At 69.9% G+C, this 21975-nt stretch carries 22 protein-coding genes; 11 read left to right on the top strand and 11 right to left on the bottom strand.

Going from position 1 to position 21975, the window contains the following annotated elements; translation table 11 throughout:
* Window positions 1-221: 221 nt before the first annotated feature.
* Window positions 222-1811, bottom strand: a complete 1590-nt coding sequence (locus JIG36_RS44470) for an acyl-CoA carboxylase subunit beta (RefSeq protein WP_203382934.1) — start codon at window positions 1809-1811, stop codon at window positions 222-224.
* 116 nt (window positions 1812-1927) lie between these two features.
* On the opposite strand from JIG36_RS44470, the gene JIG36_RS44465 reads away from it, so the two are divergent.
* The 3 genes from JIG36_RS44465 to JIG36_RS44455 all read left to right on the top strand — a co-directional run bounded on the left by JIG36_RS44465 (window position 1928) and on the right by JIG36_RS44455 (window position 4679).
* Window positions 1928-3151 (top strand): hypothetical protein, encoded by a 1224-nt coding sequence (locus JIG36_RS44465; protein WP_203382933.1) that lies wholly within the window; start codon window positions 1928-1930, stop codon window positions 3149-3151.
* A gap of 69 nt (window positions 3152-3220) precedes the next feature.
* Window positions 3221-4072, top strand: coding sequence for a biotin--[acetyl-CoA-carboxylase] ligase (locus JIG36_RS44460; RefSeq protein ID WP_203382932.1), 852 nt, complete (start codon window positions 3221-3223; stop codon window positions 4070-4072).
* A gap of 4 nt (window positions 4073-4076) precedes the next feature.
* On the top strand, window positions 4077-4679 hold the full coding sequence (locus JIG36_RS44455; RefSeq protein ID WP_203382931.1) for a PH domain-containing protein: 603 nt from the start codon (window positions 4077-4079) through the stop codon (window positions 4677-4679).
* Here the strand turns inward: JIG36_RS44455 and JIG36_RS44450 are convergent.
* Genes JIG36_RS44450 through JIG36_RS44440 form a run of 3 tightly spaced genes read right to left on the bottom strand, consistent with a single transcriptional unit; the run spans window position 4648 to window position 6550 of the window.
* On the bottom strand, window positions 4648-5169 hold the full coding sequence (locus JIG36_RS44450) for a GtrA family protein (protein WP_203382930.1): 522 nt from the start codon (window positions 5167-5169) through the stop codon (window positions 4648-4650). The two genes, JIG36_RS44455 and JIG36_RS44450, sit on opposite strands and share 32 nt — an antisense overlap.
* A 27-nt stretch (window positions 5170-5196) precedes the next feature.
* Complete coding sequence (locus JIG36_RS44445; RefSeq protein WP_203382929.1) at window positions 5197-5811, bottom strand: GtrA family protein; 615 nt, start codon at window positions 5809-5811, stop codon at window positions 5197-5199.
* Complete coding sequence (locus tag JIG36_RS44440) at window positions 5792-6550, bottom strand: sigma-70 family RNA polymerase sigma factor (RefSeq protein WP_203382928.1); 759 nt, start codon at window positions 6548-6550, stop codon at window positions 5792-5794. The genes JIG36_RS44445 and JIG36_RS44440 overlap by 20 nt, the downstream gene beginning before the upstream one ends.
* 268 nt (window positions 6551-6818) lie before the next feature.
* Between JIG36_RS44440 and JIG36_RS44435 the strand changes: the two genes are divergently transcribed.
* The 4 genes from JIG36_RS44435 (at window position 6819) to JIG36_RS44420 (ending at window position 11860) form a co-directional block, all read left to right on the top strand.
* On the top strand, window positions 6819-8648 hold the full coding sequence (locus tag JIG36_RS44435) for a phosphoenolpyruvate carboxykinase (GTP) (protein ID WP_203382927.1): 1830 nt from the start codon (window positions 6819-6821) through the stop codon (window positions 8646-8648).
* A gap of 22 nt (window positions 8649-8670) precedes the next feature.
* Complete coding sequence (locus JIG36_RS44430; RefSeq protein ID WP_203382926.1) at window positions 8671-9495, top strand: hypothetical protein; 825 nt, start codon at window positions 8671-8673, stop codon at window positions 9493-9495.
* A gap of 425 nt (window positions 9496-9920) precedes the next feature.
* Window positions 9921-11045 carry a geranylgeranyl reductase family protein gene (locus tag JIG36_RS44425; RefSeq protein ID WP_438870803.1) on the top strand — a complete coding sequence of 375 codons (1125 nt, stop codon included), beginning with the start codon at window positions 9921-9923 and terminating at the stop codon, window positions 11043-11045.
* 32 nt (window positions 11046-11077) lie between these two features.
* Window positions 11078-11860, top strand: a complete 783-nt coding sequence (locus JIG36_RS44420) for an isoprenyl transferase (protein WP_203382924.1) — start codon at window positions 11078-11080, stop codon at window positions 11858-11860.
* A gap of 72 nt (window positions 11861-11932) precedes the next feature.
* On the opposite strand, the gene otsB is transcribed toward JIG36_RS44420, so the two are convergent.
* Entirely contained in the window at window positions 11933-12739 is an 807-nt protein-coding gene (gene otsB / locus JIG36_RS44415) for a trehalose-phosphatase (protein WP_203382923.1), read from the bottom strand.
* Window positions 12740-13007: 268 nt separating this feature from the next.
* On the opposite strand from otsB, the gene phoH2 reads away from it, so the two are divergent.
* From phoH2 to JIG36_RS44400, 3 genes are all read left to right on the top strand, one after another.
* The gene (phoH2, locus tag JIG36_RS44410; protein ID WP_203382922.1) at window positions 13008-14420 is read left to right on the top strand and encodes an RNA 5'-3' helicase PhoH2; all 1413 of its coding nucleotides are present in this window, start codon (window positions 13008-13010) and stop codon (window positions 14418-14420) included.
* A gap of 305 nt (window positions 14421-14725) precedes the next feature.
* Window positions 14726-15454, top strand: a complete 729-nt coding sequence (locus JIG36_RS44405) for an aggregation-promoting factor C-terminal-like domain-containing protein (protein ID WP_203382921.1) — start codon at window positions 14726-14728, stop codon at window positions 15452-15454.
* Between the two features lie 69 nt (window positions 15455-15523).
* Entirely contained in the window at window positions 15524-16348 is an 825-nt protein-coding gene (locus JIG36_RS44400) for a S1 family serine peptidase (protein WP_203382920.1), read from the top strand.
* A gap of 166 nt (window positions 16349-16514) precedes the next feature.
* Here JIG36_RS44400 and JIG36_RS44395 read toward each other — a convergent pair whose 3' ends face one another.
* The gene (locus tag JIG36_RS44395) at window positions 16515-17165 is read right to left on the bottom strand and encodes a rhomboid family intramembrane serine protease (RefSeq protein ID WP_203382919.1); all 651 of its coding nucleotides are present in this window, start codon (window positions 17163-17165) and stop codon (window positions 16515-16517) included.
* A gap of 62 nt (window positions 17166-17227) precedes the next feature.
* Window positions 17228-18271 carry a class II fructose-bisphosphatase gene (gene glpX, locus JIG36_RS44390; protein ID WP_203382918.1) on the bottom strand — a complete coding sequence of 348 codons (1044 nt, stop codon included), beginning with the start codon at window positions 18269-18271 and terminating at the stop codon, window positions 17228-17230.
* On the opposite strand from glpX, the gene JIG36_RS53700 reads away from it, so the two are divergent.
* The gene (locus tag JIG36_RS53700) at window positions 18234-19112 is read left to right on the top strand and encodes a DUF4245 domain-containing protein (protein WP_307873158.1); all 879 of its coding nucleotides are present in this window, start codon (window positions 18234-18236) and stop codon (window positions 19110-19112) included. The genes glpX and JIG36_RS53700 overlap by 38 nt on opposite strands.
* Before the next feature lie 68 nt (window positions 19113-19180).
* Here the strand turns inward: JIG36_RS53700 and JIG36_RS44380 are convergent, their stop codons facing one another.
* The 4 genes from JIG36_RS44380 to JIG36_RS44365 form a co-directional block, all read right to left on the bottom strand.
* The gene (locus JIG36_RS44380; RefSeq protein ID WP_203382916.1) at window positions 19181-19384 is read right to left on the bottom strand and encodes an exodeoxyribonuclease VII small subunit; all 204 of its coding nucleotides are present in this window, start codon (window positions 19382-19384) and stop codon (window positions 19181-19183) included.
* Complete coding sequence (gene xseA, locus JIG36_RS44375; protein ID WP_203382915.1) at window positions 19377-20618, bottom strand: exodeoxyribonuclease VII large subunit; 1242 nt, start codon at window positions 20616-20618, stop codon at window positions 19377-19379. Before xseA ends, JIG36_RS44380 begins: the two co-directional genes overlap by 8 nt.
* A 9-nt stretch (window positions 20619-20627) precedes the next feature.
* On the bottom strand, window positions 20628-21257 hold the full coding sequence (locus JIG36_RS44370; protein WP_203382914.1) for a hypothetical protein: 630 nt from the start codon (window positions 21255-21257) through the stop codon (window positions 20628-20630).
* A 195-nt stretch (window positions 21258-21452) separates the two neighbouring features.
* Window positions 21453-21974 carry a hypothetical protein gene (locus JIG36_RS44365; protein WP_203382913.1) on the bottom strand — a complete coding sequence of 174 codons (522 nt, stop codon included), beginning with the start codon at window positions 21972-21974 and terminating at the stop codon, window positions 21453-21455.
* Between the last annotated feature and the right edge of the window lies 1 nt (window position 21975).

Below are 21975 nucleotides of genomic sequence, written 5' to 3'. Positions count from 1 at the left end.
CCCTCATCTGCCTGGCACGCCGCCGTGTCGACGTCCTGTTCGCCATGCTCCGCGACCAGACGCCCTACCAAACCCGGCCCGTCAACCACGCCCTCACCGCTTGACGAAACCCATAGGGACACCCCCCCGGGCGCAGGTCTCCTGGCAGGTGTCCCGAGATAGGAGTGGACCGCCACCCCGCCGGCTGGCTACGAGCTGGAGTGCGGCAAGGGTGACGCCGATCAGAGCGGAATGTTTCCGTGCTTCTTGGGCGGCAGCGTCTCGCGTTTGGTGCGCAGCGTCCGCAACGCCCGCGTGATCTGGGCCCTCGTCTGCGACGGCATGATCACCGCGTCCACATAGCCGCGTTCGGCGGCGATGTATGGGTTGGCCAGCGTGTCCTCGTACTCCTGGATCAGCTCGGCCCGCCGCGCCGCGGGGTCGTCGGCTGCGGCCAGGTCGCCTCGGTAGAGGATGTTCACCGCGCCCTGTGCCCCCATCACCGCGATCTGCGCCGTGGGCCACGCGAAGTTGAGGTCGGCGCCGAGGTGCTTCGAGCCCATCACGTCGTACGCACCCCCGTACGCCTTCCGCGTGATCACCGTGACCTTGGGGACGGTCGCCTCGGCGTACGCGTAGATCAGTTTGGCCCCGCGCCGGATGATGCCGTCCCACTCCTGGGAGGTGCCCGGCAGGAACCCGGGCACGTCGACGAAGGTCACGACGGGGATGTTGAAGGCGTCGCACGTCCGCACGAACCGGGCCGCCTTCTCCGAGGCCGCGATGTCGAGCGTGCCCGCGAAATGCATGGGCTGGTTGGCGACCACGCCGACCGGACGCCCCTCGACCCGCCCGAAACCGACCACGATGTTCTGCGCGTAGAGCGGCTGCACTTCGAGGAACTCGTCCACGACCGTCTCGACGACCTTCTTGATGTCGTACGGCTGATTGGCCGAATCCGGGATGAGCGAGTCGAGCGCCAGATCGTCGTCGGAGGGCGCCAGATCTGCCGGCATCTCGAAGATCGTGGGGTCGTCCATGTTGTTCGACGGCAGGTAGGAGAGCAGCGCCCGCACGTAGTCGATCGCGTCGTCCTCGTCGGAGGCCAGGTAGTGCGCGTTGCCGCTGCGCGTGTTGTGGGTGCGGGCGCCGCCCAGTTCCTCCATCCCGACCTCTTCACCGGTCACCGTCTTGATCACGTCGGGGCCGGTGATGAACATGTGCGAGGTCTGGTCGACCATCACGGTGAAGTCGGTGATCGCGGGGGAGTAGACCGCGCCGCCCGCGCACGGGCCCATGATCAGCGAGATCTGCGGGATGACGCCGCTGGCCCGGACGTTGCGGAAGAAGATGTCGGCGTAGAGGCCGAGCGCGACCACACCCTCCTGGATGCGGGCGCCGCCGGAGTCGTTGATCCCGATGATCGGGCAGCCGATCTTCATGGCCAGGTCGAGCACCTTGACGATCTTCTCGCCGAAGACCTCGCCCAGGGACCCGCCGAAGATGGTGAAGTCCTGGCTGAACACGCACACCTGACGGCCGTCGACCGTGCCGTAGCCGGTGACGACCCCATCCCCGTACGGCCGGTTCTTCTCCAGCCCGAAGTTGGTGGACCGGTGGCGGGCCAGTTCGTCCAGCTCGACGAAGGAGCCCTCGTCGAGCAGCATCTCGATGCGTTCGCGGGCCGTCTTCTTGCCCCGGGCGTGTTGTTTCTCGACCGCGCGGCCGGACGCGGCGTGCACCGCCTCGTCGGTGCGTTGTGCCAGGTCGGCGAGCTTGCCGGCCGTGGTGTGAATGTCAGCCTGGACCGCGTCGTCCTGGTGGGTCGTCACGTCGCAACCTCGCGCTTTCCGAGTCCTACTCGTCAGTAGTTGATCGTAGTGCGCTAGCAGAGCCCATGGCAGGCCGTGCGCGTTTCGCACGCAATGCCCCATTCGTTACCTGTGTCGTGACCAACTGGATGACCGCGGCCGGGATCGCCCTCATCGCCGGGGGACTCGCCACGCTGATCTGTTTCCGCACCGTGCTCTTCGGTGGGGGCGGTCGGCGGGCCCGTGACCAGGCGCCATCCGGCATCCAGCCCAAGTCGCGCCGGGCCCGTGGCACCCGTCGGCGGAACCGGTCGGTCCCGGAGCCCGCGCTGGTGCCGGTCGCCGCCCTGGCCGGCCCTGAGGAGGACGACCCGCTGGACGGCCTGGCGTCGATCGGCCTGGCCGAGGAGCGGCGCGAGCTCTACCCCGAGGACCGCGAGTACCCCGAGGACCGTGACTACGTCGAGGACCACGAGTACGCCGACGACCGGGGCGAGGTCTGCGCGGAGGAGCGCGGCGAGCCGTACGCGAAGGAAAGCACCGAGCCGTACGTGGGAGACCGCGCCGAGCCGTACGTGGGAGACCGCGCCGAGCCGTACGTGGGAGACCGCGCCGAGCCGTACGTGGGAGACCGCGACCAGGCGTACGTGGAAGACCCGGACGAGGCGTACGCGATGGACCGCGCCGAGTCGTACGTAACAGACCGCGCCGAGTCGTACGCCGAGGATCAGGAGCTTTTCCCGTACGAGGATGAGCTGCCCCCGCTGGACGAGCCCGCCCTCACCGACGTCGCCGAACCCGCGTACAACCCCGAGCGCTACGGCGACCGGGTTGAAGGCTGGGTGCGCCCGGAGTACCGCCACGTCCCCGAGCAGCCGCCCTCCGGCGAGTACTGGACTCCCATCCCCGTCGAGCTCGAACTCGACCCCGAGCCCTCGGCCAAGGGATACGGCTGGCCCATGGCCGTCGAGCGGCTGCCCGCCGTCCCCGACTACGAACCGGCCACCGGCTTCGACCTGGCCCCGATCGAGCACGAGCCCACCGAGATCGTCACCCCCCAGCCGCGCGGCCGGAAGCGCCGGGAACGTCCCTCGGCCGTCGACCGGAACCGGATCAACCTGCCCCGGAGCTGGTCGGCCCGCGACGACAAGGCCGACGAGCCGGCCGCCCGCGAGTGGCGGGTCGGGAACGACGGCCGCCGCCGCGGTGACGCCACCGAGCTGTTCGCGGCCGTGACCGACGAACCGCCGCGCTCGACCCGCCGCCGCCCGCGCCCCCGGCCCCGCCCGGCCGCGGAGCCGTCCGACCGCAGCACGACCATGTACGTGAGCCGCCACGCCGCCGAGCCGCCACCCCGCTGAACGCGTCACCCCAGTGAGCCGCCACGCCGCGGACCCGGTAGCGCGGCCGGGCGGGGCTAGGCTCGGCGGATGGCCTCGCCGTTCACGGATCTCGACCGCCCCCCGCTGTCCGCGCGCTCGCTGGAACGGGCGCTGCTGACGCCGGGCAGCCTGTGGACGCGTCTCGACGTCCGTGCCGAGACCGCTTCGACCAACGCCGACGCGGCCACGGCCGCGGCCGACGGCGCGTCCGAGGGGCTGATCGTCGTCGCCGAGCAGCAGACGGCCGGCCGGGGCCGCCGCGATCGGCAGTGGAGCTCCCCGGCTCGGGCCGGGCTCACGCTGAGTGTTCTGCTGCGGCCGGGTCGCGCCGACCACGAGCGTGGCTGGCCCGCCCTCACCCCGAGTTCGTTCGGCTGGCTGCCGCTGCTGGCCGGGGTCGCGCTGCGCGAGGCGGTCGAGCGGGTGGCCGAGGTCGAGGCGTCCCTGAAGTGGCCGAACGACCTGCTGGTGGGCGAGGGCAAGGGCGCCGGCATCCTGGCCGAGGTCTTCGGCGACGCCGTGGTCGTGGGCATCGGCCTGAACGTGACGACCCGGCCCGAGGAGCTGCCCGAGACCACCGGGTTGCCCGCGACCTCGCTGCGTGTGGCGGGCGCCGCCGTCACCGACCGCGACCCCCTGCTGCGGGCAGTGCTGCGCGGTTTCGCGTCGTGGTACGCGGGATGGCGCGAGGCGGCCGGCGATGCGGAGATGTCGGGCCTGCTCGCGGCGTACCGGCGGGGCTGCGCGACCATCGGCCGGCCGGTGCGGGTCATGCTGCCGGCCGGAGACACACTGGTGGGCGAGGCGACCGAGGTCGACCGGGACGGCCAGTTGATCGTCCGGACGGCGGACGGTGTCCCGCATCGCGTCTCGGCGGGTGACGTGCTGCACGTACGCTGACCGCGTGGCGTTTCCGGACGAAGTGCTGGCCGACGAGGAAGAGCTCGTCCTCCACCTGCATCCCCATTGGAAGGCGGCCCTGCGCCCCGGGCTGCTGGTGGTGCTGGCGGTCGTGGTGACCGCGGTGGCCTGGGTGATGCTGCCCGTCACCGACGGCGGGCTGATCGCGTTCCTGGTGGTCGCCGCGATCATGCTCTATCAGGGTGTCCGGTACGGCGTGGCCCCGCTCGTGATCTGGCGGTGCACCCACTACGTGCTGACCGACGAGCGGATCCTGCTGCAGGACGGTGTGATCGCCCGGGAGCGGCGGGACCTGCCGCTCAACCGCATCAACGACCACGTGGTGACGCAGACGGTGCTCGACCGGCTGTTCGGCTCGGGCACGCTGAAGGTCGACTCGATCGGGGAGCAGGCCGTGACCCTGGCCGCCGTGCCCAACGCCCAAGGGGTGCAGACCCTGCTCTACGAACTGATCGAGCAGGACCGGGCGCGGCACCCCGAGGACGAGGAAGAAGAGGAAGAGCCCGAGGTCCCCGTACAGCGGAAGGGTCTTTTCCGGAGAAAGCCGACCGGGACTAGCGGGAAGGCTGCGGATCCTCGGCGCTGATCTCGGCCAGACCGGCCACCGCGTCGAGGTCGGCCAGGTCACCCTCGTGCCCGTCGACCGGCGGCTTGAGGAAGACGAACGTGCGGTAGGCCCAGAAGCGGAAGACCGTGGCGATCACGATGCCGATCAGCGTGACGGCGATGAACGCGACCTCGTCGTGCTGCTCGGTCAGGCCGAAGCCGTACTTGCCGATGGCGATGGACCCGGACTGGATCACCATGCCGACGAGGTTGAAGCCGAAGAAGAGGGTGTACTCCCGCCGCAGTGCGGTGCGGCTGTGGTTGCGGTACGTCCAGTAGCGGTTCGCGATGTACGCCAGCGTGGTCGTGACGACGGTGGCGATGACGCTGGCCTTGACGGCGCCGATCGGCAGGGCGACCCACGTGATCGCGATGTAGAGCAGCGTGTTTCCGGCACCGATGACACCGAAAGCCAGGACTTCCGGGGCGAGACGGCGCAGGTGTTCCGTCAGCGCACGAGCTGAAGGCATTGGGCAACCTTACGGGAGAGAGGGCGGTTACGCCGTGTCACGAACGGGGGATGGCGTCGATGTCACATCGGCCGCCCGGGGCTCCTGTCGTGGTGGCGTGCCCGGCGGGGTCGTGGCCGGGAAGACGAACCGGCGGTACGACCAGAACCGGAACAGCGAGCCGGCGGCGGTGCCGACGAGCTGACCGGAGATGTTGTCCGCGAGCTGGGTCTGGAAGATCGGTGAGAGCTGCCCGAGACCGTAGTGACTGATCGCCAGGCAGGCGAGCCCGATGCCCAGGCCTATGGCGTTGAGCACGAAGAACATCGTGTATTGCCGGGCCATGTGGGTGTGGGCGCGGTGACGCCAGGTCCAGAACCGGTTGCCGACGAACGCGATCGAGGTCGCGATGACGGTCGAGACGGTCTTGGCGATCAGGGTCTCGAAATCGGCCTGGAGCAGCACGTTGAAGATCGCGACGTCGATGGCGAATGCGATGCCGCCGACCGTGCCGAACTTGCCGAGTTCGCGGAGAAGTGACCGAAGCCGGGAGCGCAGGCCGCTGGGCTGCGTCGCTGAGGATTCGGGCACGGTCCCGAGAGTACCGGGGGCAGTCACGGACCGCTGTTTTCGTTGGCGAGTCTTAACCGCTGGATCCCGCATGGTGACGCTGCCGGTACGGAGGGTGGATCTCGCTGATTTCGGCGATCTCCGCCACTCTCTTACGGCACTCACCGCACCACCTCAGGTGTAGTCGCATCCGGTTGCTGTCACGCGGGGCGAGCCGTCCCCGCAGGTGCACGCCGAGCCGGTCGCCGGCCCACCGGCATTCCGGGTGCTCGGCCGTCGTCACGTGCTGCTGCAGATAGAGGCTGCGCAGCCCCTCCCGCGCGCGGTGGGCCAGCACGGCCACCGCGTTGGGCGTCATGCCCAGCATCCCGGCCACCTCGGCCGGGCTGTTCCCTTCAACGGCGGTCTGCCACAGCACGTCACGCCAGCGCTCGGGGAGCTGGCGGAAGGCGGCCGCCGCGTACGTGCGTTCCAGCCGGTCCAGCGCCGGGTCGGTGTAGGGCTGGCCCTCGTCGTACCGGCTCAGGTCGTCGGTGAACTCGAGCCGCCGGTCGCGTTTGGCCCGGTGATAGCAGACGTGCCGCATGGTCGTGTGCAGGTAGGCGCGGAAGGCGACCAGGGGGCCCCGGCCGGCCCGCAGCGAGGCGAAGACCTTCGCGAACGTCTCGGCGACCAGGTCGTCGACATCGGCCGGGTCGCTGACCAACCCGTACGCCAATTGGCGGGCCGCCGCCCGGTGCCGTTCCCAGAGTGTCCCGTACGCCGCGGTGTCCCCGGCCCGGACGGCGGCCAGCAGATCGGTGTCCGGCGGGTCGTGCTCCGGCATCGTCATTCCTGCCTCCTACGGCGGGAGTAAGAGGAAAGCCCGATACCAACCAGCTTAAGCCGTTAGGTCCGTTTTGCGAAAGTCGGCCGTTCGGCCACCGGAGGCGCCTCTGCGCGGAACTGCGCCATTTGGCGAAGGATCGATCGTGTGTAAGCAGAGTTGCCAAAGATTGTGCGGTTATCCACAGCTACAGCCGATGAACTGAACGTGTTGGCGGCCTAGTCTGAGCGAACTCCCCAAGACCGAGGCCGGCTCACACCGGCCTCTGTGGTCATTGGTCAGTGCCGACCGAAGGAGATCTGCCTTGACCCAGCCCTCTCAGCACCCCCGCCTGCTCGCGTGGATCGACGAGGTGGCCGCCCTGACCACCCCCGACCGCATCGTGTGGTGCGACGGGTCGCCGGACGAGTGGACCGTCATCACCGATTCCCTGGTCGACTCGGGCGCGCTGGTCCGTCTCGACCCCGAGAAGAAGCCGAACTCGTTCTGGGCGCGCACCGACCCCGATGACGTGGCCCGGGTCGAGGAGCGCACCTTCATCTGCTCGGTCGACGAGGCCGACGCCGGTCCGACCAACAACTGGATGGACCCGGCCGAGATGCGGTCGACGATGACCGAGCTCTACCGAGGCTGCATGCGCGGCCGCACGATGTACGTGGTGCCGTTCTGCATGGGCCCGCTCGACGCGCCGCAGCCCATGTTCGGTGTCGAGCTGACCGACAGCCCGTACGTGGTCGCCAGCATGCGCATCATGACCCGGATGGGCACCGCGGTGCTGGAGGCGATGGGCGACGACGCCGACTTCGTGCCCGCCCTGCACTCGGTCGGGGCGCCGCTCGAACCAGGCCAGGAAGACGTGGCCTGGCCGTGCAACGCGACCAAGTACATCTCGCACTTCCCCGAGACGCGCGAGATCTGGTCCTTCGGCTCCGGCTACGGCGGCAACTCGCTGCTCGGCAAGAAGTGCTACGCACTGCGCATCGCCAGCGTGGCCGCCCGCGACGAGGGCTGGCTGGCCGAGCACATGCTGATCATGAAGCTGACCTCGCCCGAGGGGCAGGTCCGCTACATCGCCGGCGCGTTCCCCTCGGCCTGCGGCAAGACCAACCTGGCCATGCTCGAACCGACCCTGCCCGGATGGAAGGTCGAGACCGTCGGCGACGACATCGCCTGGATGCGATTCGGGGAGGACGGGCGGCTCTGGGCCACCAACCCCGAGTTCGGCCTGTTCGGCGTCGCTCCGGGCACCGACTTCCACACCAACCCGAACGCCATGCGCACACTCGCCCGCGGCAACTCGGTCTTCACCAACGTGGCCCTCACCGACGACGGCGACATCTGGTGGGAGGGCATGGGCGAACCGCCCGCACACCTGCGGTCGTGGCGCGGTGAGGACTGGACACCCGATTCGGCGACGCCGTCGAGCCACCCCAACAGCCGGTTCTGTACGCCCATCGAGCAGTGCCCGATCCTGGCCGACGAATACCACGACCCCCGGGGCGTGCCGATCGACGCGATCCTGTTCGGCGGGCGCCGCAAGACGACGATCCCGCTCGTCGCCGAGGCCCGCGACTGGGTGCACGGCGTCTATCTGGGCGCCACCCTGTCGAGCGAGACGACGGCGGCCGCGGTCGGTCAGGTCGGTGTCGTGCGCCGCGACCCGATGGCGATGCTGCCGTTCATCGGCTACCACGCCGGCGACTACTTCCAGCACTGGATCGACATGGCCAAGGGCGCACCGGGAGACGCCGCCCGCCTGCCCAAGATCTTCTACGTGAACTGGTTCCGCCGCGACGACGAGGGCGGCTTCCTGTGGCCCGGGTTCGGCGAGAACAGCCGCGTCCTGAAGTGGATCGTCGAGCGGCTCGACGGCAAGGGGGAGGCGGTCGAGACCGCGATCGGTCACGTTCCCACGGTCGCGGCCATCGACCGTACGGGCTTGGAACTCTCGGACGAGGCCTTGGCGGCCGCGCTGCGCGTCGACCGCGACGAGTGGCTGGCCGAGATCCCGCAGGTGACCGAGTGGTTCACCAAGTTCGGCGACAAGCTGCCGGCCGTCCTGTGGTCCGAACTGGACGCGCTGCGGGCACGCTTGCAGGACTGAGCGGCGGGGTAAACCCGCGGAGGTGACGATCGAGACGGGGCGGCCACGCGTGCTGCACGCGCTGACCGCCCTGCTCGTCGCGACCGCCGCGGCCACCGTGGTGGTCGAGGTGATCAATTACTGGTACGCCCCCTCACACGGCTTCGGATTCGCCGTCCGTACGGGCTGGGCGTTGCTGCGCACACTCGGCTGGCTGCTGCTGATCCGCCAGGTGCGCCGCGACCGGGCCGCCGCCCGCCCGCTGGGCCTGATCCTGGCCGTCACCACGGTCTTCGCGGTGGGCCGCCTGGTCGTGCCGCGCTCGGGCCTGCCCCCGCTGCCCGGCGTGATCGGCTTCGCCGTGCTGCTGATCCTGTGCGTCGCCGTGGTGGTGCTGCTCTATCGCCATCCGGTGGTACGCGACCACCTCGTACGTCATCCGCAGCGCCTCGTCCTGACCCGCGAGGGCCTGCGCAGCCGCGAGGCCGTCCCGCGCCGGGCCCCGGTCACCGGCTGGCTGCTGACCGCGCGCATCTCGGCGTTCACGTACAGCCCGCTGATGCTCGTGCCCTGCCTGATCTCGTTCGCCGAGCTGGGGGACCGTCCTGAGTGGTTGCCGGCCGTGCTGTTGTGGCTGGCCTCGGGGATCGGGGTGAGTTACGCGGTGCTGCTCGGCACGTTCTTCCTGTTGCGGGGGAAGGCAGGGGCTCGGCGTTATCTGGGTGGGCTGACCGTCTTCGTGCTGGTGTGGGATCTGCCGCTCTGCTATTTCCTGCTGGGGGTGGACGGGCTGATCCGCGACGGGGCGCCGCTCGTGGCGGCTGCGGTGCTCACCTGGTACGCCTTGCGCAGGGCAGCGACGGCTTGAGGCGCGGTGCTCAGCTGGTAGGTCCTGTTCAGGGCCGCGTCGGCTTGAGGCGCGGTGCTCAGCTGGTAGGTCCTGTTCAGGGCCGCGTCGGCTTGAGGCGCGCTGCTCGGCTGGTAGGTCCTGTTCAGGGCCGCGACGGCTTGAGGCGCGGTGCTCGGCTGGTAGGTCCTGTTCAGGGCCGCGACGGCTTGAGGTGCGGTGCTCAGCTGGTAGGCCCTGTTAAGGCCCGCCACGGGCGTGAGCGGATTAGCAGTCGCGGCGGTCAGCTGCGGGCCTGTCCACAGGAGCGTCGGGGCTGTGGATAAGTGGGCCGCCGCCGCTTGACAGGGGCGTAGTCTCAAACCCCAGTCCCCGAGGTGGGTGGGGGTTTGGGATGGCCGTACCCAGGAAATTTGGCTTTTGTCCTCTTTGGGCGAGAAGCGGCGATCGTGCGGGAATATGACCTCGCCGTCGTCGGGGCGGGGCCGGCCGGATCAGCCGCAGCCCTGGCTGCCAGACAAAAGGGCCTCACCGTCCTCCTGATCGACCGCGCCGGCTTCCCCCGCGACAAGACCTGCGGCGACGGCATAGCGGCCGAGGCCATAACCGTCCTCAATGAACTCGGCGTGCGCGACATCACCGCCGGCTACCCGGCGATCGAACGGCTCCGGCTGGTCGGCCCGGGCGGCTCGGAAGTGGCCCGGCCCCTTCCGCGCGCGGCCCACACCATCCCGCGGCGGGTCTTTGACGAGCGGCTCGTGCGGGCGGCCGAGACAGCAGGCGCGGAACTGCGGCGCCACACCGTACGGACGATCCGGGACGACGGGGACGGCGTGACCGTGGACGGCCGTTTCCGGGCGGCGGTGCTGATCGGGGCGGACGGCGCCGGGTCGGTCGTGCGGCGGGCGCTCGGGCATCCGGTCAACCCGCCGGGGCATCTGGCCGTCGCGGTCCGGGGCTACGCGACCACCACCAACACCACCGAGCAGGTGATCGTCACGACGCGGCGGCGCTGGCCCGCGTACGCGTGGGAGTTTCCGCTCGGCGACGGCACCGCCAACGTGGGGTACGGCGAGGTGTTGCGCGGCGAGCCGCTCTCCCGGGCATATCTGACGGAACGGCTCGGCTACCTTCTGACCGGCGCCGAACCGGCGGGGCTGCGCGGGCACCACCTGCCGTTGTCGACCCGGCGGCCACCGCCGGCGAAGGGGCGTGTGCTGCTCGCGGGGGACGCCCTCTCGCTGATCAATCCGTTCACGGGGGAGGGCATCTTCTATGCGGTGCTCTCGGGTGCGCTGGCGGGTGCGGCGGCGGCAGGCAAAGAGCAGGCTTCCGTACGGTATCGGCGTGCGCTCCACGCGAGGCTGGGCCGGCACCTGCGGCACTCGGGGTTCGCGGCCCTGCTCACCCGGCAGTCGCGCGTGGTCGACGCGGCGGTGGCGGCGGCTGCCCGGGACGGTGCCGTCTTCGACCGGATGGTGGAGCTCGGCCTCGGTGACGGGGTTTTCGACCTTCGCACGATCGGGCGCATCGCCTCCCGGTTAGGTCACCGTCGCCCGGCCACCCCTTGAGTAGCTACCGGCGAGGGCTAGGGTTTGAGGCGATGAGTCTGCGGTCGTTGATTGTTACTCCGTTCTACCGCGTGTATGAGCGGCGGCTGGCCGGCAAGCTGGCCGGCAAGCCTGTGCCCCAGCACGTCGGTGTCATGTGCGACGGCAACCGCCGCTGGGCTCGGGAAATGGGCTTCGTCGACCCCAACGACGGCCACCGTGTGGGCGCGGCCCGGGTCAAGGAACTGCTCACCTGGTGCGACCAGGCCGGCATCAAGCACGTCACGCTCTATCTGCTGGCCACCGACAATCTGCGTCGCCCGGCGGCCGAACTCGACCCGCTGCTGAAGATCATCGAAGACCTCGCGACCGAGCTGGCCGAAGACGGCAACCCCTGGCGGCTGCGCATGGTGGGGGCGCTCGACGTGCTGCCCGCCTCGACGGCCACGGCTCTCAAAGCAGCCCAGGAGAAGACCCGCAGCCGTACGGTCGGGGTCGAGGTCAACATGGCGGTGGGCTACGGCGGCCGTCGCGAGATCGCCGACGCCGTGCGGTCACTGCTGCACGAGCAGGCCGCCGCCGGCCGCACGATCGAGGAGATGGCCGAGATCCTCGACGTCGAGCACATCGCCGAGCACCTCTACACGCGCGGGCAACCCGACCCCGACCTGGTCATCCGCACCAGTGGGGAGCAGCGGCTCTCCGGCTTCCTGCTGTGGCAGTCGGCACACTCGGAGTTCTATTTCCACGACGCCAACTGGCCCGACTTCCGCCGCATCGACTTCCTGCGGGCACTGCGCTCGTACGGAAGCCGGCAGCGCCGCTACGGAGCCTGACAACCGGTCGTACGGAGCCCGGCGCCGGAGCCCCGGAAAGAAGACCCGGCCCAGGGAAGAGGGCCGGAACCCCTAGAAGCGACGCAGACCCTCGGTCAGGAACGCCGCCACGGCCTCGGGCGAGTCGAGCGTCAGGTCGGCCGCGCTGGACACCTCGGCCCCCGTCTCGGGGTTGGCCACGGCGACCGCCACCCCGAAGAACGACGGGTCGACGGCCTCGCGGGCCCGCAGGGCGTCGAAGGCCTTGATGTCGGACATGTCGTCACCGAAATACCACGCGCAACCCGCGTTGCGGACGCCCTCGGTGATGACCATGCCCTTGTCCTGGTCGACCGGCGGCTTGAGCTCGACCACCATGCGGCCCGCCTGGATGCGCAGCCCGAGGCGTTCGGCCTGCTCGTGACCCCAGCGCTCGACCGTGGCGGCCTCGGCCGGAGCCGTGCGGTAGTGCAGGGCCACCGAGAGACGCTTGTATTCCACGAGGATCGAGCCGGGCAGCTCGGCCTTGGCCCGCTCGGCCAGGTCGGCCATCGCGGGCACCCACGGCAGCGCGGCCGGGTTGGTGACGACCTCGCCCTCGTGCCACACCTCGAGCCCATAGAGCCCGTAGAGGTCGACCCGCTCGAGCGAGGCGAACCGGGAACGCAGGAAGCTGACCGGGCGGGCCGACACGATGGCGACCCGCTGCACGACCTCGGCCAGACGCTCGAGGACGGCGGGGACGCCCGGTGCGGGCTGGGAGGCGTCCGGGTCTTCGGTGACCGGGGAGAGGACGCCGTCGAAGTCGAAGAAGAAGGTGGTCGACGAGGCGCTGGCGGCGGTGAACGCCCAGGCTTCGTCGATGCTCAGCGGATGGGTCGGACGCGGAGTCTGTGCCACGACGTCAGATTACCCGCCCCACGTCGGGTTTCATGCCGGAGAAATTGGCCGAGAGTTGAGCGTCACCCGTTTTTGCGTACTACCGCGTAGGGCAGTTGACCGCTAGCGTTTGAGTCATGGCACGGGGTCATCCCGAGCCAGCCGGCCGGCCCGGACCTGCGACAAGTGCGCCACGGGGCCCGCAATCCGACCCCGTGCATGGAAACGGGCGCCGGAGGTGGCGGACCGCGGGCGTACCGGGTTGCACGCCCGCCGCTGGAGCAGGCCTGTGACATCTCGCCGTTCTGACGCCGACGTCTCTTCCCTCGACGCGGCCGTCGAAGTCTCCACGAGTCGAGCCCGATCGGGACGGCAGTCCCGCGACAGGCACGCAAACGCAGAACCGGCCCCCGAGGGCCGTGTTTTCGTTCTGGACACTTCGGTCCTGCTTTCCGACCCGGCGGCCTTCCGCCGGTTCACCGATCACGAGGTGGTCATTCCTCTCGTGGTCATCTCCGAGTTGGAGGGCAAGCGTCACCACCCCGAGCTGGGCTGGTTCGCGCGGCAGTCGCTGCGCTTCCTCGACGAGTTGCGGATCAAGTACGGCCGGCTCGACCAGCCGGTGCTCTGCAACGACGAGGGCGGCACGCTGCGGGTCGAGCTCAACCACGCCGACCAGAGTGTGCTGCCGCAGGGCTTCCGTAACGACTCGAACGACACCCGCATCCTCTCGGTCGCCCTGGGGCTGGCCGCCGAGGGCCGGGAGGTCACCCTGGTCAGCAAGGACATGCCGCTGCGGGTCAAGGCCGCGTCGGTGGGCCTGACCGCCGACGAATACCGCCACGGCCAGGCCAGCGATCCCACGTGGACGGGCATGTCGGACCTGAAGCTGGGCGAGGATCAGGTCAATTCCCTGTACGGCGGTGAGGAGCTGGAACTCGAGGAGGTCGAGCACCTGCCGTGCCACACCGGCCTGGTGGTCCACTCGCCGCGCGGGTCCGCGCTCGGCCGGGTCACCCCCGACAAGTCCGTACGGCTGGTCCGCGGCGACCGGGAGGCGTTCGGTCTGCGTGGCCGCTCCGCTGAGCAGCGGGTCGCCCTCGACATCCTGCTGGACGAGTCGATCGGCATCGTCTCGCTGGGTGGCCGGGCCGGCACGGGCAAGTCGGCGCTGGCGCTCTGCGCGGGTCTCGAGGCCACCATGGAGCGCAACCGCCACAAGAAGGTCATCGTCTTCCGCCCGCTGTACGCGGTGGGCGGCCAGGAACTGGGCTATCTGCCCGGCACCGAGAACGAGAAGATGTCGCCCTGGGCGCAGGCCGTGTTCGACACGCTGGGTGCCGTGGTGCACGCCAACGTGGTCGAAGAGGTCATGGCCCGCGGGATGCTCGAGGTGCTGCCGCTGACCCACATCCGCGGCCGCAGCCTGCACGACGCGTTCGTGATCGTGGACGAGGCTCAGTCACTCGAACGAAACGTTCTTCTGACCGTTCTGTCCCGTATCGGCCAGGGTTCGCGGGTCGTTCTGACTCACGATGTGGCCCAGCGCGACAACCTGCGGGTGGGCCGGCACGACGGCGTCACGGCGGTGATCGAGGCCCTCAAGGGTCACCCGATCTTTGCCCACGTCACGCTGACCCGTTCCGAGCGTTCGCCGATCGCTGAGGTGGTCACCGACCTGCTCGAAGAAATTCCACTCTGAGTGACGAGGGGAATCCGTGCCGTGAGTGCGGATTCCCCTTCGGAGTGACCCGATTCTTGGGTTTTTTCACCCGGTTTGAGCGGGAAATTGTTGTGAGCAAGTTCACAACACCGCGTCGTCATTTCACATCCACTTCACGGTGAGCCATGGTGTCTGACGAGCGCCAAACGTGGTCGTCGCCGTCGTAGATCGACTTCGTCCCACGGTCCCGGCCCGGTTGGGTCGCGGTGCTCGCGGCTTGTTCCGCCACTGTTTTCGCTGGTGGCGAGCGTGCCGCGTCATTGCCCCCGACGAAGGGATACTTCGTGAATCGGCTCTGGAGCCGGGTCGGAGTTCGAGTTACCGCGGTTGGCCTGCTGGTGGCGGGTGCGACCGGCGGGGTCTACCTCGGACAGGACCAGGACCAGCCGCGGAGCGCAGAAGCGAGCGTCGTCGCGCAGGTCGCTGCCGACGAGACTCAGCTGCTGAAGCAACGCCAGTCCGAACACGCCGCAGCCCGTGCGTTTCAGCGTCAGGCCGAGGGCAACGCGGCCGAGAAGGCCGCCACCGCCGCCAAGGCCGCAGCCGGCAAGGCGCGTCAGGCCGAGCAGAAGGTGATCGCCCAGAAGAAGGCGGCCGCCGAGGCCGCGGCCAAGAAGAAGGCCGAGGAGGAAGCGGCGGCGAAGGAGAGCGGCGGCGACTCGGGCAGCACGCCGGAGTTCGACGGCGACATCCCCGCCTCCTGCAACGAGTTCAGCGGCAACCGGGCCATCGGCTGCACGCTGATGCTCAAGGCCGGCTTCGAGATCTCCCAGTTCTCCTGCCTCGAGAAGCTGTGGAAGAAGGAAAGCGGCTGGAACGAGAAGGCCGAGAACAAGAGCTCGGGTGCGTACGGCATCCCGCAGGCTCTGCCGGGCAGCAAGATGAAGTCGTCCGGCTCGGACTGGAAGACCAACCCGGCCACCCAGATCGACTGGGGCCTCGGCTACATCGAGGGTCGTTACAACACCCCGTGTGCCGCGTGGGGGCACTCGCAGGACGTGGGTTGGTACTAAGTAGACAGGCGTGAGGAACGGGCCGCGCGGCTAACCGCGTGGCCCGTCTTCTTGTGCTCAAATGTCTGTATGGTCCGAAATGCCGCGTCGCTGCTTCTGGCCGGGATCCTGACCGCCGTGCTCACCGCCGCGGTCCGGCCCGCACAGGCCGTCGTCGAGGTGCGTCCGGTCCGGCCCGCGCCGGCCGCTGCCGACGCGCACCCGGCCCGGCCGGTGGTCGGTGGCCTGGAGGCGCCGCAGGGCAAGTTCCCGTGGACGGTGCGGCTCTCGATGGGCTGCGGCGGCGCGCTGATCGAGCCGCGGGTGGTGCTCACCGCCGGGCACTGTGTGGACGGCACCGCCAAGAACGACAGCATCCAGGTCACCGCCGGCGTCGCCGACCTCAAGGCGCGCGGGGCCGTGACGGCGCGGTCCGAGCGGGTCATCCGGGCCGAGGGCTTCATCGACGAGACACGCGGCGACGACTGGGCGGTCGTGCGGCTCGATCGGCCGCTGCTGCTGCCGACCCTGCCGATCGCCAAGGATCCGGTGGGCGCGGGCCCGTACGTCGTCATGGGCTGGGGCCAGACGCGCGAGGACTCGATCCGGCAGGAAGAGCGCCTGCACTACGCCTCGGTGCCCATCGTGCCGGACGAGAAGTGTGCGGTGGCGTACAAGAAAGCGGGGGTGACGCTCGTGGACGACGAGCAGATCTGCGCCGGGTCACCCCAGGCCGACACGTGTCAGGGCGACAGCGGCGGGCCCATGGTCGGGCACGGCAAACACGGCGAATGGGTGCAGGTGGGCATTGTGAGCTGGGGCCTGGGATGCGCACGGGACGGCTATCCCGGTGTCTACACCCAGCTCTCCACGTTCCGTCCGGCGATCAAAGCGGCCGTACGGAAATTGCGCTAGTACGCGTGTTGAGCTGCTTCCGCCCGTACGGGAATCGCTTGGGAAGTCTCGTCGCGCCACTCCGCCCGTACGGGAATCGCTTGGGGAGTTTCGTCGCGCCACCCCGGCCGTACGGGAATCGCTTGGGGAGTTTTGTCGCGCCACCCCGGCCGTACGGGAATCGCCGTCAGAAGTTGAGAGTCGTGTCGAGTTTCGCCGGGCGCACCCTCTTGCGGCGGAACAGGATCGCCGCGATGACACCGCCGAGCAGGCCGAGCAGGTGGCCCTGCCACGACACCGGCTGATCGGTCGGCAGGATGTTGTAGAGCTGGTACCAGTAGAGAAGCCCGATGAACGCGGCCACCCCGAAGTTCCACCACGAGCGCTCGACCAGGCCGCGGGTGACCAGCAGGCCCAGGTAGCCGAAGATGACGCCGCTGGCACCCACGACCACGCTGTTGGGGTCGCCGACGAACCAGACGCCGAGACCGCTGACCAGCATGATCACGAAGGTCGACCAGATGAACCGCCGGACGCCGCCGGCCAGCGCGAACGTGCCGACCAGGATCAGCGGCACGGCGTTGCCGTAGAGGTGGTCCCACCCGGCGTGCAGGAACGGGCTGAACAGCACGCCGTCGAGGCCGTCGATGCGGTGCGGGATGATGCCGCCGGCCACGTCGAGCTGGCCCGCGCCGATGCCGATGTCGATCGCCTCGATGAGGAAGAGCACCGGGATCACGGCGCACATCGTCACGAAGGCCCGGCCCAGCGACGCATAGAACGCGTCGGTGCCGAACTTGGCCTCTGCCTCGGCTCGTGCCTCTGCCCCGTAACTCATCTTTGAATAGTTCCAGGCAACGGCAAGGCCCGCCAAGCAGGCGGGCCTGCCACAGTCAATTCTCAGATTACGGGGTCGCCGTCACCCAGCGTCACCGTCGGCAGGTGGCCGTCGAAGTCGACGGCCGAGTACATCGCCAGCTTCTCCAGCCGGTGGTACGAGTCGATCACCCGGATCGTGCCGCTCTTGGACCGCATGACGATCGACTGGGTGTGCGCGCCGCCCGAGCGGTAACGTACGCCCTTGAGCAGGTCGCCCGAGGTGACGCCGGTGGCCACGAAGAAGCAGTTGTCGCCGGTGACCAGGTCGTCGGTGGTCAGCACGCGGTCGAGGTCGTGCCCCGCGGCCAGCGCCTTCTCGCGCTCGGCGTCGTCCCGCGGCCACAGCTTGGCCTGGATCATGCCGCCCAGGCACTTGAGCGCGCACGCCGCGGTGATGCCCTCGGGCGTGCCGCCGATGCCCATCAGCACGTCCACGTCGGACTCGAGCCGGGCGGCCGAGATCGCGCCCGCGATGTCACCGTCGGAGATGAACTTGATGTTGGCGCCGGCTTGGCGGACCTCTTCGACCAGCGTCGCGTGGCGCGGGCGGTCGAGGATGCAGACGGTCACGTCGGAGATGCTGGACCGCTTGGCCTGCGCGATCCGCTTGAGATTCTCGGCGGTGCCGGCGTTGATGTCGATGACGTCGGCGCAGTCGGGGCCGACCGCGATCTTGTCCATGTAGAAGACGGCGCTGGGGTCGAACATCGCGCCGCGCTCGGCCACGGCCAGCACGGCCACCGAGCCCGGCATGCCCTTGCTCATCAGCGTCGTGCCGTCGATCGGGTCCACCGCCACGTCGACCTCGGGGCCGGTGCCGTCGCCCACCTGCTCCCCGTTGAAGAGCATGGGCGCCTCGTCCTTCTCGCCCTCCCCGATCACCACCACACCGCGCATCTGGATCGAGTTGATCAGCTTGCGCATGGCGTCGACCGCGGCGCCGTCACCGCCGTTCTTGTCGCCGCGGCCGACCCAGCGGCCCGCCGCCATCGCAGCGGCCTCGGTGACACGAACCAGATCGAGGGCGATGTTGCGGTCGAGATCCTGCGGGACCCGTGCTGGCATGGGCGCCTCCTCGCGACGATGCGGGGCTAGTAGATGCACCGATCCTCACATGCCCGGACGCGTTAAGTCCCGCGTCAGCGACATGGTTAACAATGGGTGCGTGGAACCCGCATCGCCCGCACCGGCCGAATCTTCCGCCGCGCCGACCCCGGCCGGACCGTCCGCTGCGCCGGCTGGGCCGTCTGCTGCGCCGGCTGGGCCGTCTGCTGCGCCGGCTGGGCCGTTTGCTGCGCCGGCCTCGGCTGGGCCGTCTGTCGCGTCGGCCTCGGCTGGGCCGTCGGCTTCGGCCGAGCCTTCCGCCGCCCCGGCCGAGCCGCCGGCCCGCCTCACCCGCGGTCAGGAGCGCTCGCCCAAGGACATGGTGATGTCGCTCGCCGTCCTGCTGATCCCGATCGCGCTGCTGCTGACCTTCTACCGGCTGGTCCTCGACGGGGACAAGCCGATCTCGGTCGACGCCGCGCCGACGTTCCAGGAGGCGCAACGGGCGAACATCTTCCCCGTGCTGGTGCCGCAGGGCCTGAGTGACGACTGGCACACGTCGACGGCGACGTTCCGGCGGGCCGAGAACGGCGCGACGCTGCGGGTCGGCTACGTCGACCCCGACAAGGACCCGCTCCAGCTCGTCCAGAGCAGCGTGCCCTCCGACACGCTGCTGCCGACCGAGCTGACCAAGGAAGCGAAGCCGCTCGGCAACTTCCGCACCTCGTCCGGGGTGTGGCGCTGGTATTCGACCCGGCCCGGCGAGAAGGCGCTGGTCATGGCCGACCAGACCCGCACGATCGTGATCGTCGGAAAGACCGACCAGGACAACTTCGAGACGCTGGCCGGCTCGCTCCGCTAACCGCTCGTCAGTCCTCGGCGCGTGCCGCCCGGGCTGCCTCGATGCGTTGTCTTGGGGGCTCGGTGCGCCTATTCCTCGGCGCGTGCTGCCCGGGCTGCCTCGATTCGTTCGCGGGCGCCGTCGAGCCAGCGCTGGCACACGTCGGCCAGTTTTTCGCCTCGCTCCCACAGGGCCAGCGACTCCTCCAGCGAGCTGCCACCCTGCTCCAGCCGCTCGACCACCCCGGCCAGCTCGGTGCGGGCCTGCTCGTAGCTCAGTTTCTCGTCACTCACTCGTCTTCTCCCGTACCGCTGCTCGCAGCTCACCCTCGGCGAGCCGGACCCTGACCAGATCGTCGACCTCGACCTCACCCGCCGCGCGCACCACGTGGCCGTCTTCGCGCTGCACGATCGCGTAGCCCCGCTGCAGCGTCGCCGCCGGGGACAGCGCCCGCAGCCGGGCGACGGTGTGGCGCAGATCGTCGTCGGCGCGGCGGACCCGGTGTTCGAGGCTGCGCACGGCCCGGTCGCGCAGCGCCGTCACGTCGGCCGCGCGCTGGTCGACCAGCAGCTCGGGCCGGGCCAGCGAGGGCCGCGAGCGCCACGACTCGAGCCGGTGGCTCTCGCGGTCGAGCAGCGTGAGCACGGCGCGGTCGAGCCGGCGACGGGCCACCTCGATCAGCTGGGACTCCTCGCCCAGGTCGGGCACGATGCGCTTGGCCGCGTCGGTCGGGGTCGAGGCGCGCAGGTCGGCCACGTAGTCGAGCAGGGGCGCGTCGGTCTCGTGGCCGATCGCGCTGACCACCGGCGTGCGGGCGCCGAACACCGCTCGGCAGAGCGCCTCGTCGCTGAAGGGCAGCAGGTCTTCGACGCTGCCGCCGCCCCGGGCGATGACGATGACGTCGATCGTGTCGTCGTTGTCGAGCACCTTGAGCGCGTCGATGATCTGGGGCACGGCGGTCGGGCCCTGCACCGGCACGTTGATCACCCGGAAGTCGACCGACGGCCAGCGGCGGCGCGTGTTCATCAGCACGTCACGCTCGGCGGCGCTGGCCCGGCCGGTGATCAGGCCGATGCGCTGGGGCAGGAACGGCAGCCGGCGCTTGCGCTCGCGGGCGAACAGGCCCTCGGCGGCCAGATGCTTCTTCAGCCTTTCGAGGCGGGCCAGCAGCTCACCCAGCCCGACCTGGCGGATCTCGTCGGCGCGCAGGCTGAGCGTGCCCCGGGCCGGATAGAACTCGGGCTTGGCGTGCAGCGTGACCCGGGCGCCCTCGGACAGCTCGGGAGCGCCGGAGTCGAGCACGTCACGGTGGGCGGTGACGGTGAGGCTGAGGTCGGCCGAGGGGTCACGCAGGGTCAGGAAGACCACGGTGGAACCCGGGCGGCGGCTGATCTGCGCGACCTGGCCGTCGACCCAGACCCAGCCCAGCTTGGCGATCCAGGAGCTGATCTTCTGGCTGACGACACGGACCGGCCACGGCTCGTCGGCGGAACTCTTCGGAGGGCCGGTCGGCTCGGGGTCACTCACCCGGCCAGACTACGGAAGGCCCCCGACATTCTCGCCGTCCGCCGTGCGTCCCTTCGTGTCCGGATCGGGCCGGGCGTGTCGTCCGGCGCTGCGGCTCTCGGCGTGCCCGACGGTGCCTCGCGGGGGAGTGGCGGGACCGGACCAGGTCGACGGTCCCGTTCGTGGTGCCGCCGGCCGTGCCTGGGCGACCACCAGCATCACGATCAACCCCGCGCAGAGCCAGAAGACCAGATCGGCCACCGTACGGCCGAGGTCGAACCGCCAATCGCCGGGATCGCGGGCCAGCATCGTGAACGGGAACCCGTGACGCACTGCGTAGCCCCGCGAGCAGCACTCGACGGCCAGGACCGGAATCGCGGTGCCGATCAGGCCCAGCGCGGCGACCGCCCCACCGGCGGCCACCGCGAACCGGGACGGCGGCTTGGCGATCCGGCCTGTGCCGAGCAGAAGCAGGCCGGTCACCAGCAGCATCAAGTGGAACGCGGCGTACGTGGCCGGGCTGATCCCCATCGCGAGGTTGAGCACGGCCAGCGCGACGCAGGCCCACCCGGCGATCAGGCGCAGCGTCGCCACCGACGAGGCGAGGGGGCCGGGTTCATCCTCGGCGGCCTGGGGCATGCGTCCGAGTATCCAGCTCATTTCCGCACGTCACCGGCGATTTGCCCGACTTCCACCGAGGCGGGGACGGGCCGCCCGATCACCGTACGGGCGGGTGGCTGTTCACCGCACGGGCGGGTGGCTGCTCACCGCACGGACGGCCGCCCGATCACCGTACGGGCGGGCGGCTGTTCACCGCACGGACGGGCAACTGCTCGCCGTACGGGCGGGTGGTTGTTATCGCGAGGCGCGGCGGATCTGGACGGCCGCCACGACCACGATCAGACCCACGTACGAGAAAAGCAGCAGGTTGGCCGCGAGGGAGAGCAGGTCGAAGGTCCACGAGGCGGACTGCGCGACCCGGAAGGCGGTCTCGGGGTCGTCGGCCACCGCGCCGCGCTGAGCCCAGTGGAACGGCCAGCCGCGGTCGGTGATGTAGGCGAACATGCAGCACGTCTGGGATCGGGCGACGAGCAGGCCGGCCGCGGTTCCGGCCAGCGCGAACCCGGTCATCACGACCGCGGTCGTCTTGCGGGGCAGCCGCACGCGGTGGGGCATGAGCAGGATCAGGCCGCCGACCGACAGCACCGTTCCGACCGCCACGTCGAGCACGGCACTGGCCGAGTGCAGGTTGAGCAGGATCCAGGTCAGCCCGCCCACCAGCGACGTCGCGCCCAGCGTGAACCGCAGTGCGAACAAGGTGACGAGCCACCAGGGCCGTATGACGACCGTTTCGTCCCGCTGATCGGATTCAAGCATC

The sequence above is a fragment of the Paractinoplanes ovalisporus genome, from assembly GCF_016834655.1.
GTDB lineage: Bacteria > Actinomycetota > Actinomycetes > Mycobacteriales > Micromonosporaceae > Actinoplanes > Actinoplanes ovalisporus.
Note: the sequence above shows the minus strand (reverse complement) of the source record. Positions and strands in the feature narration are given on the sequence as shown.